The organism is Azospirillum sp. UENF 112521, assembly GCF_058780665.1.
Window position 1 is genome coordinate 779,497 of record NZ_JBSNCI010000002.1, and the last position, 16,690, is coordinate 796,186.

Here is a 16,690-nt window from a genome sequence, read left to right on the forward strand (position 1 = left end):
GAAAGACAGCAGAGTCGCTGCAACGATAGCCCGTTCGGACAGGCGCGTCACTGCTTCTGAATGCTCTGGAGCAAATCGCTCCGTTCGGCGTTCTGTTGCCGCAGCTCCATCCGGGGCGGACTCCCTGCAGGATGACCGACGTGGCCGGACCAGACCGTTCTCTCGATCTGCTGAACTTCTTCCTAGCCGACGTGCGGGATGGGCTCGGCCCTTATCTGGCGATCTATCTGCTGACCGTCCAGCATTGGAACGAGGCGGACATCGGGCTGGTGATGACGCTCGCCGGGCTGGCGGGAATCGCAGCCCAGGTGCCGGCCGGAGCGCTGGTCGACGGCACCCGCTACAAGCGCGCGGTGATCGTCGTCGCAGCGCTTCTGGTGACGGTGGGCTCGCTGACGCTGCCCTGGCTGAACAGCTTCACCGTCGTCGCTGTGCTGCAATCGGCGGTGGGCGCCGCCGGAGCGGTCTTCCCGCCGGCCATCGCGGCAATCACGCTGGGTATGCTGGGGCCGCGCGCCTTCGTCCGCCGGGTCGGACGCAACGAATCCTTCAACCATGCCGGCAATGCGGTGGCGGCCCTGCTCGCCGGTCTGGCCGCCTATGCCTTCGGACCCATCGCGGTGTTCTGGCTGATGACCGCGATGGCGTTGTGCAGCATCGCCGCCACCGCCGGCATTCCCGCCAATGCCATCGACCATGCGGTCGCCCGCGGGCTCCATGGCGCGGACCATGGCGGCGACCGGGAGAGCCCGTCCGGTCTGCGTGTCATCCTCAGCTGCCGGCCGCTGCTGATCTTCGGCGGATGCGCCGCCCTCTTCCATTTCGCCAATGCGGCGATGCTGCCGCTGGTCGGCCAGAAGCTGGCGATGAAGGATCCGGCGCTGGGCACCAGCCTGATGTCCTTCTGCATCGTCGCGGCACAGCTGGTCATGGTGCCGATGGCGATGCTGGTGGGCGCCAGGGCCGACCGCTGGGGGCGCAAGCCCCTGCTGCTGGCCGCCTTCCTGGTGCTGCCCCTGCGCGGTGTCCTCTACACCCTGTCGGACAATTCCGCCTGGCTCGTCGGCGTCCAACTGCTGGACGGGGTCGGCGCCGGGCTGTTCGGTGCGCTGTTCCCGCTGGTGGTCGCCGACCTGACCGAGGGGACCGGGCGCTTCAATGTCAGCCAGGGCGCAATCGCCACCCTCCAGGGCATCGGCGCCTCGCTCAGCACCGCCGCCGCCGGGCAGATGGTGGTGCGGGAGGGCTACAGCGCCGCCTTCCTGATGCTGGCCGCGGCCGCGGGCGTGGCCCTGCTGCTCGCGGCGCTGCTTCTGCCGGAGACCCGCAATGTCGGCGCTGCGGAGGCCGGTGACGACGACATGGCATCGGCCGACGCCGCAAAGGCCGCATCGGAGGCCTGAAACGACGAAGCCCGGCTCCATGAGGGGCCGGGCTTCGCGGTAGGTTAGACTGCTGTCGAACGGTCAGCCGGTACGGCCGACCTTCTGGCGCAGCGCCTGGATCAACCCGTCGATGCGGCCGCCATTCTGTTCGATGACGGAGGCGAATTCCTGCCGCTGGGTCACGCCCATGCTGACATTCTCCACCACCACGTCGATGATCTTGTAGTCGGCGCCGCCCTTGCGGACACGCCAGCTGACATTCACCGGCGGGCCGTTGGGACGGACGATCTGCGTCGTCACCATGCTGTCGGCTTCACCGGCCGGGCTGACGCCGGCGATCTTGAACGTCTCGCCGGAATACTCGACGAAGCGCTCGGCATAGGTGTTGACGATCAGCTGTTCGAACAGCTTCTGGTATTCGGTCCGCTGCGCCTCGTTGGCGTTGTTCCAGTAGCGGCCCAGCACCCAGCGGCCGATGTACGGCACGTCGAAGCCGGCGTACAGCAGCGTGCGGAAGCGCTGGATCGCCTGATCGCGCGACAGGCTCTTGTCCGAGAAGGTTGCGATGGCGTCGTTCCCCAGCTTCTGGATGAACGCGCTTGCCCCCTGGTCCGCGGTTTGCGCGGCTGCGGGAGAGATGAGAGAGTGCCCGGCCCAACCGCTCACCGCGAGCAGGGCAGCGGACGCGACAAACTGGCGGCGTGTCAGCATGATGGGGCGAAAAGTGGCTGTTGCTGGGGCTTTGTCAACGGTCATCTGGCCTTTGGGTTGCCGCCGGATGCTTTTGGAGGAGGCTTACGCTCCCGGCTCCGGCATCCATGGCCGCCGGTTTGCCCGCCGCCGCGGTCGCCGCACCCGTTCCCGGAGGGAGCGTGCGGCGGTCGCGATGGACGGGGCCAAGAGGTGTCAGGGACGGATCAGGGCTTCGGCGCGGTGGTGAAGTCCGGGAATTCCGGAGTCGTGCCGGCCTTGTTGTTGCTGATCGCCGCCCGGCGCTGCTGCTGGTACAGGCTGCGCACGGTGGCATAGAAGTCCAGCGAGTTGCGGCGCAGGTCGTCGACCTCCTTCAGCACCTCCGACCGGCGGTCGACGGCGCTGACGATGCCGCGGGTCATGTAGGCGCCCTTGTGGTCGTTGGCGTAGGCCCAGATGCGGATCGGGTCGCCCACGGTGTCGACGGCGTAGCCGGCGGTGTCGCGCAGGTTCGACGGACCCAGCAGCGGCAGGACCAGATACGGCCCGTCGCCAACGCCCCACACCGCCAGCGTCTGGCCGAAATCCTCCGGCGCATGCGGGATGCCCGCCTGCGACGCGACGTCGGCGATGCCGCCGGCGCCCAGGATGGTGTTGGTCAGGAAGCGGCCGGTGGCGTTCGTCGCCCCCTCCACATTGCCCTGCAACAGGTTGTTGGCGATGTAGAGCGGCGACATCAGGTTGTCGATGAAGTTGTGGATGGCGTCGCGCACCGGATCGGGCACGACCCCCACATAGACCTCGGCCGCCGGGCGGATCACCAGCACGTCCGCCGCCTCGTTGGCGGCGAAGACGAAGCGGTTGGGGATCTCCAGCGGGTCGCTGACCTGGTAGGCCGCATCCGCAGCACCCGAGTCGCCCGGGTTGGTCGCGCAGGCCGTGGCCGTCAGGGCGAAGGCCACCACGGTGGCCGAACGGAGGAGGGAGCGGGAAAGGCTGGCCAGCTTCATGTGCGACGGCTCTTTATCTGTGGGCTCGAACTCGGTGCGGGTCGCCGCATCTCCTGTCCACAACCGAAGACCCCGATGGCTGGAGTCCTCAACCCTGGCAAGGTGGCTACGCGGTCGGGAGGAAGATTGGGCGAGATATCGCAGAATTTCCACCGTTTCCTGACCTAACACAGGCTTCGCCTTTTGACCAGCATGCGCCAGCCTGTCGCAGGAGAGGGCGCGGCGACTGTGTCGGCTTTGCCGCAATGCGGCGGGAGAGCTTGCATCCCGCCGCTTTCCGCCGCGGACTGCCGGCACCGGGTCGGGCCGGCGCGGACCTGTCGCGGGCATCGATGCAAGCGGCTGCGAAAAGCGGTTTACGACGCATAAAGATATCTTTATATCTGTATCCAGGCCGGCGGGGCGGGGTGTCCCGTCCGGCCGGCTCCTTTCCCGGCCCGAATCGGACGTGAGGCGATGGACGATCTGCTTGCGACGCTGAAGGCGGCGGCCGAAACGACGCGACTGCGGCTGCTGGCACTCTGCGCGCACGGCGAGCTGACGGTGACCGAACTGACCCAGATCCTGGGGCAGAGCCAGCCGCGCGTCTCGCGCCACCTGAAGCTCCTGTGCGACGCCGGCCTGCTCGACCGCTTCCGCGAGGGGACCTTCGCCTTCTACCGGCTGGCCGAGAAGGGGCAGTCGGCCGAACTGGCGCGCGTCCTGGTCGACGCCATCCCCGCGAACGACGCCACACTCATCCTCGATCTGGAGCGGCTGGACGCCATCAAGCGGTCCCGCTCGGAAAGCGCTGCCGCCTATTTCCGTGAGAATGCTGCGCGCTGGCACGAAATCCGCTCCCTTCACGTTGCGGAAGGCGAGGTCGAGGCCGCTCTGCTGCGCCTGTTCCCGGAAGAGGGGGTGGAGGAGCTGCTGGATATCGGCACCGGCACCGGACGGATGCTGGAGGTGCTCGCCGGGCGCGTCCATCGCGCGATCGGGGTAGACCAGTCGCGCGAGATGCTGGCCGTCGCCCGCAACCGGCTGGAGGAGGCGGGGCTTCGCCACTGCCATGTCCGCCAGGCCGACATGTACCAGCTGCCGTTCCCCTCGGGATCCTTCGATGCCGCGGTGATCCATCAGGTGCTGCACTACACCGAATCGCCTTCTGGCGTCCTGGCCGAGGCGGCGCGGGTCCTGCGCCCCGGCGGGCTGCTGCTGATCGTCGATTTCGCCCCCCATCATCTTGAAGCCCTGCGCGAGGAGCACGCCCACCGCCGCCTGGGCTTCTCCGATGCCGAGGTCGCCGGCTGGTGCCGCCAGTCCGGCCTCGACTGCGGCCCGGTGGTGCAGCTGCCGGGCGACCCGCTCACCGTTTCCGTCTGGCCGGCCACCCGCCTTGCCGCCGGCGCCGCCATTTCCTTCCCGAAGACCGCCCACTCGCTCAGCGGAGTTCCGTCATGACCGCGCCCACCTCTGCGCTGCCGTCCATCAGCTTCGAGTTCTTCCCGCCCAAGTCGGAGAAGATGGAGCAGAGCCTGTGGCAGTCGATCCGGCGGCTGGCCCCGCTGTCGCCCAGCTTCGTGTCGGTGACCTACGGTGCCGGCGGCTCGACGCGCGAGCGCACCCACGCCACCGTCTGCCGCATCCAGGACGAGACCGGCATCCCGGCCGCCGCCCATTTCACCTGCGTCGGCGCCACCCGCGACGAGATCGACGCCATCGCCCGCACCTATTGGGATGCCGGCATCCGCCATCTGGTGGCGCTGCGCGGCGATCCGCCGGAGACGGCGGGCGGCGTCGGCGGGCAATACGAGCCGTTCCCCGGCGGTTACGCCTATGCCGCCGATCTGGTGGCGGGGATGAAGCGCATCGCCGATTTCGAGATCTCGGTGGCCGCCTATCCCGAAAGCCATCCGGAGGCGCCGAGCGCCCAGTTCGACCTCGACAACCTGAAGCGCAAGGTCGATGCCGGCGCCACCCGGGCCATCACCCAGTTCTTCTTCGACAACGACGCCTATTTCCGTTTCCTCGACCGCTGTGCGGCGGCCGGCATCCATGTGCCGATCGTCCCCGGCATCCTGCCGATCACCAACTTCGCCCGCGCGGTGGAGTTCGCCGGCAAGTGCGGCGCCTCGATGCCGGCGAAGCTGGCCGAGACCTTCGAGGGTCTGGACGACGACCCGGAGACCCGCCAGCTCGTCGCCGCGACGGTGGCGGCGGAGCAGTGCCAGGCCTTGCAGGCGCAGGGCGTGAACGACTTCCACTTCTACACGTTGAACCGCTCCGACCTGACCATCGCCATCTGCCGCATGCTGGGCGTCAAGGCGAAGGCCGCTCCGGCGGCGGCAGCGGTGGCGGGGTAGGGCGCCGGCCGCCGCCCTGTGCTACGCTGGGACGGCGAATTGTCGCGGGAGGGCGATGACATGGACAGCCGGATCGGATACGACACGGACTTCTACGCCTGGACCCAGGAACAGGCGCGTCTGCTGCGCGAAGCGGCGACCGAACGCTCCAACTCGCCCATCGATTGGGAGCACATCGCCGAGGAACTCGACATCATGGGCGGGCAGGTCAAGGACGCGATCCGCAGCCATCTGGCCACGGTGATCGAGCATCTTCTGAAACTCGAACAGTCGCCCGATCCCTATCCGCGCCGGAAATGGCGGATCTCCGTGACCAAGGCCCGCCGCCATCTGCAGGACAAGCTGGAAGACCATCCGAGCCTGCAGCGCTGGCCGGCCGAGATCCTGGGAAAGGCGTGGCTGGACGGTCGTGACGACGCCTGCCAGGACGACAGCATCGCCATCGATGCGCTGCCGAAGGATTGCCCTTACGCCCTGGAGGATCTGCGCGATCCCGACTGGTGGCCGCTGAACCGCCACGGGCTGGAGGGCTGAGCCAATGGACAGCCGGATCGGATACGACACCGACTTCCTCGCCTGGACCGAGGAGCAGGCCCGCCTGCTCCGCGAGGCGGCGCGCGAGCGCATCAACACGCCCGTCGACTGGGAGAATGTCGCTGAGGAGATCGAAAGCATGGGCCGGTCGGAATTGCGCGCGGTCGAAAGCGCGCTGGTCCGTGTGATCGAGCATCTGCTGAAGCTGGAACACTCCCCGGCGGCCGATCTGCGCGGCGATTGGAAGGTCTCCGTCCTCGAACACCGCGACCGTGTTGCCCGCGACTTGTCGGCCAGTCCCAGCCTTCGCGGACGGATCGACACCGCCAACATTTACAAGTCCGGTCGCAAGATCGCCGCTCTCGGTCTGGAGCGTGATGGCATGCGACCGAACGACCTTCCGGCCGACTGCCCCTATTCTCTGGACCAGCTTCTTGACGAGGACTGGTGGCCAAAGAGCCGCCACGGCCTGACCTGACCCTGCCTTTTCTGCCCCGAACCCGCCAAATAACGGACAAGACGCATTCCCATGGCCCACATCCTCGACACCCTGCGTGACCGTGTTCTGCTTTGCGACGGCGGGTTCGGCAGCCGCATCCAGGCGCTCGACCTCGACGTCGAGAAGGATTACTGGGGGCACGAGAACTGCACCGACATCCTGCCCCTGTCGCGCCCGGACATCGTCCGCGACATCCACCGCGGCTATTTCGAGGCCGGCGCCGACATGGTGGAGACCGACACCTTCGGCGCCTCGCCGGTGACGCTGGGCGAGTTCGGCATCTCCGAGAAGGCCTTCGAGATCAACCAGCGCGCGGTCGAGCTGGCGCGCGAGGCGGCGGAAAGCTTCAAGGACGGGCAGCCGCGCTTCGTCATCGGCTCCATCGGGCCGGGCACCAAGCTGCCCAGCCTCGGCCACATCGCCTATCAGCCGGCGGAGGACAGCTTCTATGTCCAGGCCGCCGGCCTGATCGCCGGCGGCGCCGACGCCATCCTGGTCGAGACCTGCCAGGATCCCTTGCAGATCAAGGCCGCCGTCAACGGCATCAAGCGCGCGCGGGCAGAGGCCAACAGCGACACCCCCGTCTTCGTCCAGGTCACGGTGGAGACCACCGGCACGCTGCTGGTCGGCACCGACATCGCCGCGGCGGCCACCGTCATCCAGGCGCTGGACGTGCCGCTGATGGGACTGAACTGCGCCACCGGCCCGCTGGAGATGAGCGAGCATGTGCGCTGGCTGTCGCAGAACTGGCCGGGCCTGATCTCGGTCCAGCCCAATGCCGGCCTGCCCGAACTGGTCGACGGCAAGACCCATTACCCGCTCCGCGCCGACGACTTCGCCCACTGGCTGGAGCGCTTCGTCGGTGAGGACGGGGTCAACCTCGTCGGCGGCTGCTGCGGCACCAACGTCCCCCACATCGCGGCGGCGAACCAGATGCTGCGCAAGCTGGCTCCGGCCGGCTCGCACCGTCCGGCGCCGAAGGGCCGCACCGTCCATTGGGTGCCGGCGGTGGCCTCGCTCTACTCCCAGGTGACGCTGCGCCAGGAGAACGCCTTCTTCGCCATCGGCGAGCGCTGCAACGCCAACGGTTCCAAGAAGTGGCGCGAGTTGCAGGAGAAGAACGACTGGGACGGCTGCGTCGAGATGGCGCGCGAGCAGGTCAAGGAGGGCAGCCACTCGCTTGACGTCTGCACCGCCTTCGTCGGCCGCGACGAGGTGGCGGAGATGAACGCGGTCATTTCCCGCTTCTCCGGCTCGGTGACGGCGCCGCTGGTGGTCGATTCGACCGAGTACAAGGTTCTGGAGCAGGCGCTGGCGCTCTATGGCGGCAAGGCGATCCTCAACTCCATCAACTTCGAGGACGGCGAGGAACCGGCAAGGCAGCGTCTGGCGCTGGCCAAGAAGTTCGGCGCCGCCGTCATCGCCCTGACCATCGATGAAGAGGGCATGGCGAAGACGCCGGACCGCAAGCTGGAGATCGCCAAGCGGCTCTACGATCTGGCGGTGAACGAATACGGCCTCGCCCCATCCGACCTGCTGTTCGACCCGCTGACCTTCACCATCGCCACCGGCAACGAGGATGACCGCAAGCTCGCCATCTGGACGCTGGAGGGCATCGAGGCGATCGCCCGCGAGATGCCCGGCTGCCAGATCATCCTCGGCCTGTCCAACGTCTCCTTCGGCCTCAACGCCGCGGCGCGCCATGTGCTGAACTCGGTCTTCCTCGACCATGCAGTGAAGAAGGGGATGACGGGCGCCATCGTCCATGTCTCCAAGATCCTGCCGCTGCACCAGATCCCCGAAAAGGAGGTCAAGACCGCCGAGGATCTGATCTTCGACCGCCGCGCCGAGGGGTACGACCCGCTCCAGGCCTTCATCGCCCTGTTCGAGGGCCGCAAGGCGGCGGATGCCAAGAAGAAGGCGCGGGCCGAAACCGTCGAGGAGCGGCTGAAGGAGCGCATCGTCGACGGCGACCGCACCGGGCTGGAGGACGATCTCGCGGAAGCGATGAAGACCCATCCGCCGCTGGAGATCATCAACACCTACCTGCTCGACGGCATGAAGGTGGTGGGCGAACTGTTCGGCGCCGGCAAGATGCAGCTGCCCTTCGTGCTGCAATCGGCCGAGACGATGAAGGCCGCCGTGGCGTGGCTGGAGCCGCACATGGAGAAGATCGAGGGTCAGCAGAAGGGCACGCTGGTGCTCGCCACCGTCAAGGGCGACGTCCACGACATCGGCAAGAACCTCGTCGACATCATCCTGACCAACAACGGCTACAAGGTGGTCAATCTCGGCATCAAGCAGCCGGTGAGCGCCATCATCCAGGCGGCCAAGGAGCACAAGGCCACCGCCATCGGCATGTCCGGCCTGCTGGTGAAATCCACCGTGGTTATGCGCGAGAACCTTGAGGAGATGACCCGCGAGGGGCTGGAGGTGCCGGTCCTGCTCGGCGGTGCGGCGCTGACCCGCGCCTATGTCGAGGGCGACTGCGTGGCCTCCTACGGCTCGGGCCGCGTCGCCTACGCCGGCGACGCCTTCGACGGGCTGACCCTGATGGACAAGGTGGTGGAGGGCAGCTTCGACCAGCAGCTCGCCATCCAGCAGGCCAAGCGCGCCGGCAAGGCGACCAACCGCCGCCGCGTGCTGGGGCAGGCGACCAGTGCCGCCACCGGCCCGGTGGACAAGGACGCCGTCCGCGCCCGCCGCCACCGGCTGGCCGAGGGCGTTCCGGTGCCGACCCCGCCCTTCTGGGGGCCGAAGCTGATCGACCATGTGCCGCTGAAGACGTTGGTCACCTACCTGAACGAGCGGATGCTCTACCAGCTGCAATGGGGCTACCGGAAGGACGGCAAGTCCTTCGAGGAGTTCAAGGAGTGGGCGAAGAAGGAGCTGCGGCCTGTGCTCGACCGCATTCTCCAGATCGCGGCGAAGGAGGAAATCCTGCGCCCGACCGCCGTCTACGGCTATTGGAAGGCGGCGGCCGACGGCAACGACGTCATCCTGTTCGAGGAGGACGGCACCACCGAGGCCGCGCGCTTCTCGCTGCCGCGCCAGGGCAAGGAGGATGGCGAGTGCATCGCCGACTTCCTGCGCGACGTGACCGATCCGGAGCGTGACGTGCTCGGCCTCCAGGTCGTCACCATGGGCCAGCATTGTGCCGAGGTGGCGCGGGAGTGGTTCGCCGAGAACCGTTACCAGGACTATCTCTACCTGCACGGCCTGTCGGTGGAGATGACCGAGGCGATGGCGGAATATGTCCATGCCCGCATCCGTGCGGAGCTGGGCTATGGCTCGGAAGACAGCCGCGACAAGGAGAAGCTGTTGCAGCAGTCCTACCGCGGCAGCCGCTACAGCTTCGGCTATCCGGCCTGTCCGAACCTGAAGGACCAGGAACAGCTGCTGAAGCTGCTGGATGCCGGCCGCATCGGCATCGAGATGTCGGACGAGGACCAACTCCATCCCGAGCAGAGCACCTCGGCCATCGTCCTGCACCACCCGCGGGCCAAGTACTTCTCGGTGTGATTTGATCCTCCGCCGCCCGTTCCGTGTTAGGATGGGCGGCGGAGGTCTTCATGGCTATGGTCGACGCGCGGAACGACGAGAAGCTGCAAATCCTGTTGGACCGGATCGTCCCGGCCCTGGAGCCGGAAGCCGTCTACCTGTTCGGCAGCCGGGCGCGCGGCGATTTCGACGAGGACAGCGATTACGACCTGCTGGTGATCGTCCCGGACGATGCACCGAAAGAACGGCGGTCGATGTCCACCGCCTTCGAGGCCAGCCGGCAGTCTCGGGTTCCGGCCGACATCATTCCCTGTTCCCGCACCGGCTTTGAACGAAACAAGGATTCGGTGGGAACGCTCTGTTACGAGGCCAATCACTTCGGGGTGCGGGTCTATGGTCGATAGGGTGGTCACGGCCTGGCTGGCGGTGGTTGACGAGGACATCCGGGCGATCCGTGCTTGCCTCGTGGGCTCTGCGGTCAAGTCCGCGGCCTACCATTGCCAGCAGGCTGCAGAGAAGTTGGTCAAGGCGGTTCTTGTCTCCTTCGGACGCCATCCGCCGAAACAACACAACATCGTGGCATTGCTGGACGATGTGCCGCCCGATCACCCCTTGCGTGCGACCTTGTTGCCATTGGAGCGCTTCACGATTTATGCCGCGGCTTTCCGCTATCCGAGCATGGATATCTTCGACGGCCCGCCGGACGAACCCGATCCCGACGACGTGTCCCATTGGCTGGCTGAAATCGAGCAGGTACGGGCGACGGTTTCCGCTTTTCTGGAAGCAAAGGCGTAGATGATGGATGCCATCGACGCACGGAACGACGAGAAGCTGCGAATCCTGCTGGACCGGATCGTCCCGGCCCTGGAGCCGGAAGCCGTCTATCTGTTCGGCAGCCGGGCGCGCGGCGATTTCGATGAGGATAGCGATTACGACCTGTTGGTGATCGTCCCGGACGACGCGCCGAAGGAACGGCGGTCGGCCGTCTTCGCCCATGCAGCCAAGTCCGGGACCTGCATCCCGGCTGACATCGTGCCCTGCCGCCGTTCCTTCTTCGAAGCGAACAGGAATCAGGTCGGCACGTTGAGTTACAAGGCCACGCATGAGGGGGTGCGTGTCTATGGGGCTTAGGGTCGGACCCGAAGCATGGTTGGCAACGGCGACCGTCTACCTGCGCGCAGGCCGGGCCTGCCTGTCCGTTCCGGATCCCATCGTCACGGCCGCTACCTACCATTGCCAACAGGCTGCTGAAAAGCTGGTCAGGGCGGTTCTGGTCTGGCTGGATCTTGATGTCCCCCGTTCCCACGATATCGATTTGCTCGTCATGCGCATCCCGCGTGATCTGCCGATCCGGGAACGCTTGTCGCCTCTCGGGCGCTTCACCGCTTTCGCCACCTTGTACCGGTATCCGGGAGAGGCGGGCGATGTCTCCGACGAACCGACCCCGGAGGAGGTGTTCGGCTGGCTTGACGAGATTGAAGCAACCCGCGACAGCATTGGACTCACCATTTCGTCTGACGCCGGATCCTGTGCATGACCCTTCATACTCCCCTGGCCCTCCACCACGAAACTGTCCGCCCGCAGTGGATCGACTACAACGGGCACATGAACGTCGCTTATTACCTGCTGGCCTTCGACCACGCGACGGACGCCGTGCTGGACCGCTTCGGGATCGGCAAGGCTTATGTCGCGGCGGAGAACCGCTCGGTCTTCGTCGTCGACGCCCACCTGACCTATGCCCGCGAGGTGACGGAGGGGACGCCGCTGCGCTTCGACTCGCTGCTGCTCGGCGCAGATGCCAAACGGCTGCACCTGTTCCACGAAATGCGGCATGCCGAAGAGGGGTGGCTGGCGGCGACGGCGGAGTTCATGCTGCTGCACGTCGATCTCGGCACACGGAAGACCGGCCCCTTCCCACCGGCCGTCGCGGCGGCGCTGGCCGGACAGGCGGCGGCCCATGCCGCCCTTCCCCGGCCGCCGCAGGCGGGGCGTGCGGTTGCCCGGCTGGACGGTTCCCGAGGTGCCGGATAACCGCAAGCCCTGCTTGCAGCGGCCTGGTGGTTGAGTTGAGCGGCGGTGCCCCCATCTATCGAGGGATGAGAACCGCACCCGTCCCGCCGCTTCGCCTGCGCATCCGTTCCGGCAGTCTCGCCGCCGCCGCGGTCGTGCTGACCGTCCTTTCCGTGGGTCCGGCGCTGGCCGACTGCACCGACGCGGCGCAGCCGAAGGTCAATTGGCGGCGCTGCTCGCTGGAAGGGCAGACGCTGACCGGTGTCGATCTCAGCGGCGCCATGCTGCGCGATGCGACCTTTCAGCGCGCCAGCCTGGGCGAGGCGAAGCTGACCGATGCCGACGGCTACCGTGCCAAGTTTATCAGCGCCGCCGCCCCCGGCGCGGTCTTCGACAAGGCCCGCCTGATCGAGGCCGATTTCACCCGCGCCGACCTGACCGGCGCCAGCTTCCGCGAGGCCGACCTGCGCAATGCCAAGATGGTGGGCGCGTCGCTGGCGCGTGCCGACCTGACGGGAGCGAAGCTGTCCGGCACCGACCTGCGCCATGCCGACCTGTCGGGGGCACGCTGGACCGACGGCAAGCATGTCTGTGCCGAGAGCTCCGTCGGACAATGCAATTAATCGGATAGTGCACAACCAAAGCGGTTGTAACATCTCTCCTTGTTCCCAAAAACCTTCTTGCCGTAAGGGCTTGCGCCGCGTACCGTTCGAAATCTAATGATTTTGGACGGACGGCGGTCGTGGCAACTGCGGAGGATTTCGAGCGTTCCAGCGGCCTCGCCGCGAAGGCCATGGAGCGGATGCTGTCCGACCGGCTGCCGGCCACCCCGGAAAACTTCACGCTTTGGTACGTCTATTACAGCGGCAACAACCCGGACCTGACCCGCGCCATCGATCTGGCGCGCCGCGATGGGCTGGCCGCCTCGCAGACGCTGTGCGACGAACTGTACAAGCGCTTCTTCACCATGGACGCCGAAGCCCAGGCAATCCGTGAAACCTCGGACAAAGCCCGCTATGCCCTGGGGCGCATATTGGAGCAGCTGGGCAATGTCGGATCGGAGACGGAGCGCTACGGCAACGCCCTGTCCGGCTTCCGGGAGGAGCTGGACCAGCCGCTCAGCCTGTTGGAACTGCGTGCCATGGTCGCCGCCATCGCCGCGGAGACCAAGGAGATCGTCGACCGGCAGACGGCGCTCCAGCTGCAGCTTCAGGAATCGAGCCAGCAGCTGGCGGAGATGCGGGTCAGCCTGGACAGCGCGCGGCGCGAGGCGCTGACCGACGGGCTGACCGGCATCGGCAACCGCAAGGCCTTCGACCTGATGCTGGAGGAGGCGATGGAGGCGTCGGTGCGTGACGAGCAGCCGCTGTCGCTGCTGATGGTCGACATCGACCATTTCAAGAGCTTCAACGACACCCATGGCCATCTGGTCGGCGACCATGTGCTGAAGCTGGTCGCCCGCATGCTGACCGAATGCATCAAGGGCCGCGACACCGCCACCCGCTATGGCGGGGAGGAGTTTGCGATCATCCTGCCGCGCACCAGCCTGGAGAACGCCACCAAGCTGGCGGAGCAGGTGCGGGCCTTCGTCGGCGGGCGCCAGATCGTGAACAAGGCGCGCAACGCCAATTACGGCACCGTCGCGCTGTCGGTCGGCGTCGCCCAGTTCCGCCCCGGCGAACCGGCCCTGACGCTGGTCCGTCGCGCCGACCAGGCGCTCTACGCCGCCAAACGCAGCGGCCGCAACCGGGTGACGGCCGAGGCCGTCTGAACTGGCTGGCCGGCTGTCCAGTCAACCGGCAAGCCTGCGCCGTACCTCCTCCGTCCCGCGGAGCAAATCCGCCACCAGGTCCCCCGCCGGGCGCCGCCGGGCAAGCGTCAGCCCCTGTCCGGCCCACAGCGACAGGAACTCCGCCCGGCCGGCCTTGCCGGCGGCGGTGCGCAGCGGGCGGGTCAGCGCGTTCTGCAAGGGGAAGGGCAGCACCGCCTTGGGCGCCCGCGGGTCCTCCACCGTCTCCATGAAGCGGTTGACGACGCCGCGTGCCGGACGGCCGGAGAAGGCCCGGGTGATCCGGGTCTGGTCCTCGCGCGCCGACAGGATGGCGGCCTTGTGCGCCTCGGGGATGCCGGCCTCTTCCGTGGTCAGGAACACCGTGCCCATCTGCACCGCGCAGGCGCCAAGGGCCAGCGCCGCGGCGATGCCGCGCCCGTCCATGATGCCGCCCGACGCGATCACCGGCACGCCCACCGCATCGGCGACCTGCGGCACCAGCGCCATCGTGCCGACCAGATTGGCGGCCGGATCGCCGATGAAGCTGCCGCGATGTCCGCCGGCCTCGCTGCCCTGGGCGATCACCGCATCGACGCCGGCCCGTTCCAGGGCCACTGCCTCCGCCGCGGTGGTCGCGGTGCCCAGCACCCGCATGCCGCGCGCCTTGGCCGCCGCCACGCTGTCGGCCGGCGGCAGCCCGAAGGTGACGCTGTAGAAGGCGGCACCGCTGTCGAGCAGGGCGGTGAACTGCCGGTCGAACATGTCGCCGCCATAGGCGGGCTCCTCCGCGTCCGGCAGGCCAAGCTCGGCATGGAAGGGCCTCAGGCGGGCCATCGCCTCGGCCATCATCGGCGCCGGTTCGGGGGGCGGCGTCGGCGCGAACAGGTTGATGCCGAAGGGCAGGGCGGTGCGCTGACGGATGGCGAGCGCCCGCTCGGCGATCTGCTCCCCGGTCAGGTAGGCGGCGCCGACGAAACCAAGGCCGCCGGCTTCGTTGACCGCAGCGACCAGGGCCGGCGTGTCGCCGCCCCCCGCCATCGGCGCCTGGATCACCGGCGACCGCAGCCCCAGCCGTTCAAGGGACTCCGTGAGAGAGGGCATGTCCGCCTCCGCTGTCTCGACAACGCAGGCGATGCTACGCCCCGGCGGACTTCACGACCAATGACTTGTTCTGAAGGACGCGTTCACTCAGGGTGATGGGAAGGTCCGGGGCTCAGCTGTGCAGCCCCGGCGCCTCCTGCCCGGTGCGCTCGACATACTCGGTATAGCCGCCGCCATACTGGTGGATTCCCTCCGGCGTCAGCTCCAGCACGCGGTTGGACAATGCTGCCAGGAAATGCCGGTCGTGCGAGACGAACAGCATGGTGCCCTCATAGGCCGCCAGCGCCTGGATCAGCATCTGCTTGGTGTCGAGATCCAGATGGTTGGTCGGCTCGTCCAGCACCAGGAAGTTGGGCGGGTTGAACAGCATGATCGCCATCACCAGCCGTGCCTTCTCGCCGCCCGACAGCACGCGGCACCGCTTTTCCACATCGTCGCCGGAGAAGCCGAAGCAACCGGCCAGCGCCCGCAGCGAGCCCTGGCTGGCCTGCGGGAAATGCGCCTCCAGCGCCTCGAAGATGGTCTGGTCGCCGTCCAGCAGCTCCATGGCGTGCTGGGAGAAATAGCCCATCTTGACGCTGCCGCCGACGGTGACGGTGCCGCTGTCGGGTTCGGTCGTCCCGGCGATCAGCTTCAGCAAGGTCGATTTGCCGGCGCCGTTGACGCCCATCACGCACCAGCGCTCCTTGCGGCGGATGGTCAGGTCCAGCCCTTCATAAATGGACCGGCTGCCATAGCCCTTGTGGACGTTCTTCAGCACCGCCACGTCGTCGCCGGAGCGCGGGGCCGGCGGGAAATCGAAGGTCACCACCTGGCGGCGCTTGGGCGGCTCGAAGCGTTCGATCTTGTCCAGCTTCTTGACCCGGCTCTGCACCTGGGAGGCGTGCGAGGCGCGGGCCTTGAAGCGCTCGATGAACTTCAGCTCCTTCGCCAGCATCGCCTGCTGGCGCTCGAACTGCGCCTCCTGCTGCTTCTCCTTCAGCGCCCGCTGCTTCTCGTAGAAGCCGTAGTCGCCGGAATAGCTGGTCAGCGTTCCGCCATCGATCTCGATGATCTTGGTGACGATGCGGTTCATGAACTCGCGGTCGTGCGAGGTCATCAGCAGGGCGCCCTCATAGCCCTTCAGGAAACCTTCCAGCCAGATCAGGCTTTCAATGTCCAGATGGTTGCTCGGCTCGTCGAGCAGCATGGCGTCGGGGCGCATCAGCAGGATGCGGGCCAGCGCCACGCGCATCTTCCAGCCGCCCGACAGGCCGCTGACGTCGCCGTCCATCATCTCCTGGCTGAAGCTCAAGCCCGCCAGCACCTCGCGTGCCTTGCCCTCCAGCTCATAGCCGCCCAGCTCGTCGAAGCGGGCCTGCACCTCGCCGTAGCGTTCGATGATGGCGTCCATTTCGTCGGCGCGGTCGGGGTCGGCCATGGCGGCTTCCAGCTCCGCCAGTTCGGCGGCAATGACGCTGACCGGCCCGGCGCCATCCATCACCTCCGCCACGGCGGAGCGCCCGGACATCTCGCCGACATCCTGGTTGAAATAGCCGATGCTGACCTGCTTCTCGATCGCCACCTGTCCGCCGTCCGGCTGCTCCTCGCCGGTGATCATGCGGAACAGGGTGGTCTTGCCGGCACCGTTAGGACCGACCAGCCCGATTTTCTCACCCCGATTGAGCGCCGCGGAGGCCTCCAGGAACAGGATGCGGTGGCCGTTCTGCTTGCTGACGTTATCGAAGCGGATCATGGGCGGCAGGGGTCCTTGGGGCGTGATGCGTGAGGGCGGCCCCTTATGCCACAGGATCCGGGGAGGGGGGAGGGTTGATGGGGCGGGGGGCGGCATCGGCTGAAAA

At 67.3% G+C, this 16,690-nt stretch carries 17 protein-coding genes; 13 read left to right on the plus strand and 4 right to left on the minus strand.

The annotated features are described in order from the left end of the window. The first annotated feature begins 131 nt into the window (after positions 1 to 131). On the plus strand, positions 132 to 1,403 hold the full coding sequence (locus tag ACWPN8_RS05920) for an MFS transporter (RefSeq protein ID WP_492240181.1): 1,272 nt from the start codon (positions 132 to 134) through the stop codon (positions 1,401 to 1,403). 63 nt (positions 1,404 to 1,466) lie between these two features. On the opposite strand, the gene ACWPN8_RS05925 is transcribed toward ACWPN8_RS05920, so the two are convergent. Next, entirely contained in the window at positions 1,467 to 2,096 is a 630-nt protein-coding gene (locus tag ACWPN8_RS05925; protein ID WP_109450422.1) for an MlaC/ttg2D family ABC transporter substrate-binding protein, read from the minus strand. Positions 2,097 to 2,302: 206 nt separating this feature from the next. Next, the gene (locus ACWPN8_RS05930) at positions 2,303 to 3,088 is read right to left on the minus strand and encodes an MlaA family lipoprotein (RefSeq protein WP_109450420.1); all 786 of its coding nucleotides are present in this window, start codon (positions 3,086 to 3,088) and stop codon (positions 2,303 to 2,305) included. 456 nt (positions 3,089 to 3,544) lie between these two features. Here ACWPN8_RS05930 and ACWPN8_RS05935 point away from each other — a divergent pair, with 456 nt between their 5' ends. The 12 genes from ACWPN8_RS05935 to ACWPN8_RS05990 all read left to right on the plus strand — a co-directional run bounded on the left by ACWPN8_RS05935 (position 3,545) and on the right by ACWPN8_RS05990 (position 13,748). Next, positions 3,545 to 4,531 (plus strand): ArsR/SmtB family transcription factor, encoded by a 987-nt coding sequence (locus ACWPN8_RS05935; RefSeq protein ID WP_492240182.1) that lies wholly within the window; start codon positions 3,545 to 3,547, stop codon positions 4,529 to 4,531. After that, positions 4,528 to 5,433, plus strand: a complete 906-nt coding sequence (gene metF, locus ACWPN8_RS05940; RefSeq protein WP_492240183.1) for a methylenetetrahydrofolate reductase [NAD(P)H] — start codon at positions 4,528 to 4,530, stop codon at positions 5,431 to 5,433. Before ACWPN8_RS05935 ends, metF begins: the two co-directional genes overlap by 4 nt. Before the next feature lie 60 nt (positions 5,434 to 5,493). Further along, positions 5,494 to 5,967: a DUF29 domain-containing protein gene (locus tag ACWPN8_RS05945; RefSeq protein WP_109450413.1), complete on the plus strand. Its 474-nt coding sequence runs from the start codon at positions 5,494 to 5,496 to the stop codon at positions 5,965 to 5,967. Positions 5,968 to 5,971: 4 nt separating this feature from the next. Further along, positions 5,972 to 6,445, plus strand: coding sequence for a DUF29 domain-containing protein (locus ACWPN8_RS05950; RefSeq protein ID WP_492240184.1), 474 nt, complete (start codon positions 5,972 to 5,974; stop codon positions 6,443 to 6,445). Positions 6,446 to 6,496: 51 nt separating this feature from the next. After that, positions 6,497 to 9,988, plus strand: a complete 3,492-nt coding sequence (metH, locus tag ACWPN8_RS05955; RefSeq protein ID WP_109450408.1) for a methionine synthase — start codon at positions 6,497 to 6,499, stop codon at positions 9,986 to 9,988. A 50-nt stretch (positions 9,989 to 10,038) separates the two neighbouring features. After that, positions 10,039 to 10,371 (plus strand): nucleotidyltransferase domain-containing protein, encoded by a 333-nt coding sequence (locus ACWPN8_RS05960; RefSeq protein WP_109450406.1) that lies wholly within the window; start codon positions 10,039 to 10,041, stop codon positions 10,369 to 10,371. Further along, on the plus strand, positions 10,361 to 10,762 hold the full coding sequence (locus tag ACWPN8_RS05965; RefSeq protein ID WP_109450404.1) for a HEPN domain-containing protein: 402 nt from the start codon (positions 10,361 to 10,363) through the stop codon (positions 10,760 to 10,762). The genes ACWPN8_RS05960 and ACWPN8_RS05965 overlap by 11 nt, the downstream gene beginning before the upstream one ends. Continuing rightward, positions 10,763 to 11,098 (plus strand): nucleotidyltransferase domain-containing protein, encoded by a 336-nt coding sequence (locus tag ACWPN8_RS05970; protein WP_492240185.1) that lies wholly within the window; start codon positions 10,763 to 10,765, stop codon positions 11,096 to 11,098. A 19-nt stretch (positions 11,099 to 11,117) separates the two neighbouring features. Beyond that, entirely contained in the window at positions 11,118 to 11,504 is a 387-nt protein-coding gene (locus ACWPN8_RS05975; protein ID WP_492240186.1) for a HEPN domain-containing protein, read from the plus strand. Continuing rightward, on the plus strand, positions 11,501 to 11,998 hold the full coding sequence (locus ACWPN8_RS05980; protein ID WP_492240187.1) for a thioesterase family protein: 498 nt from the start codon (positions 11,501 to 11,503) through the stop codon (positions 11,996 to 11,998). The genes ACWPN8_RS05975 and ACWPN8_RS05980 overlap by 4 nt, the downstream gene beginning before the upstream one ends. A gap of 65 nt (positions 11,999 to 12,063) precedes the next feature. Further along, on the plus strand, positions 12,064 to 12,600 hold the full coding sequence (locus ACWPN8_RS05985; RefSeq protein ID WP_492240188.1) for a pentapeptide repeat-containing protein: 537 nt from the start codon (positions 12,064 to 12,066) through the stop codon (positions 12,598 to 12,600). 119 nt (positions 12,601 to 12,719) lie between these two features. Beyond that, entirely contained in the window at positions 12,720 to 13,748 is a 1,029-nt protein-coding gene (locus ACWPN8_RS05990; RefSeq protein ID WP_109450395.1) for a GGDEF domain-containing protein, read from the plus strand. 21 nt (positions 13,749 to 13,769) lie between these two features. Here the strand turns inward: ACWPN8_RS05990 and ACWPN8_RS05995 are convergent, their stop codons facing one another. Both ACWPN8_RS05995 and ACWPN8_RS06000 read right to left on the minus strand, forming a co-directional pair. Then, positions 13,770 to 14,849, minus strand: coding sequence for an NAD(P)H-dependent flavin oxidoreductase (locus ACWPN8_RS05995; protein ID WP_492240189.1), 1,080 nt, complete (start codon positions 14,847 to 14,849; stop codon positions 13,770 to 13,772). 112 nt (positions 14,850 to 14,961) lie between these two features. After that, complete coding sequence (locus ACWPN8_RS06000; RefSeq protein ID WP_492240190.1) at positions 14,962 to 16,584, minus strand: ABC-F family ATP-binding cassette domain-containing protein; 1,623 nt, start codon at positions 16,582 to 16,584, stop codon at positions 14,962 to 14,964. Positions 16,585 to 16,690: the final 106 nt, after the last annotated feature.

Coding starts and splice junctions, on each gene's coding strand:
- ACWPN8_RS05920 (WP_492240181.1), top strand. CDS start 132: ATGACCGACGTGGCCGGACCAGACCGTTCTCTCGATCTGCTGAACTTC.
- ACWPN8_RS05925 (WP_109450422.1), bottom strand. CDS start 2,096: ATGCTGACACGCCGCCAGTTTGTCGCGTCCGCTGCCCTGCTCGCGGTG.
- ACWPN8_RS05930 (WP_109450420.1), bottom strand. CDS start 3,088: ATGAAGCTGGCCAGCCTTTCCCGCTCCCTCCTCCGTTCGGCCACCGTG.
- ACWPN8_RS05935 (WP_492240182.1), top strand. CDS start 3,545: ATGGACGATCTGCTTGCGACGCTGAAGGCGGCGGCCGAAACGACGCGA.
- metF (WP_492240183.1), top strand. CDS start 4,528: ATGACCGCGCCCACCTCTGCGCTGCCGTCCATCAGCTTCGAGTTCTTC.
- ACWPN8_RS05945 (WP_109450413.1), top strand. CDS start 5,494: ATGGACAGCCGGATCGGATACGACACGGACTTCTACGCCTGGACCCAG.
- ACWPN8_RS05950 (WP_492240184.1), top strand. CDS start 5,972: ATGGACAGCCGGATCGGATACGACACCGACTTCCTCGCCTGGACCGAG.
- metH (WP_109450408.1), top strand. CDS start 6,497: ATGGCCCACATCCTCGACACCCTGCGTGACCGTGTTCTGCTTTGCGAC.
- ACWPN8_RS05960 (WP_109450406.1), top strand. CDS start 10,039: ATGGCTATGGTCGACGCGCGGAACGACGAGAAGCTGCAAATCCTGTTG.
- ACWPN8_RS05965 (WP_109450404.1), top strand. CDS start 10,361: ATGGTCGATAGGGTGGTCACGGCCTGGCTGGCGGTGGTTGACGAGGAC.
- ACWPN8_RS05970 (WP_492240185.1), top strand. CDS start 10,763: ATGATGGATGCCATCGACGCACGGAACGACGAGAAGCTGCGAATCCTG.
- ACWPN8_RS05980 (WP_492240187.1), top strand. CDS start 11,501: ATGACCCTTCATACTCCCCTGGCCCTCCACCACGAAACTGTCCGCCCG.
- ACWPN8_RS05985 (WP_492240188.1), top strand. CDS start 12,064: ATGAGAACCGCACCCGTCCCGCCGCTTCGCCTGCGCATCCGTTCCGGC.
- ACWPN8_RS05995 (WP_492240189.1), bottom strand. CDS start 14,849: ATGCCCTCTCTCACGGAGTCCCTTGAACGGCTGGGGCTGCGGTCGCCG.
- ACWPN8_RS06000 (WP_492240190.1), bottom strand. CDS start 16,584: ATGATCCGCTTCGATAACGTCAGCAAGCAGAACGGCCACCGCATCCTG.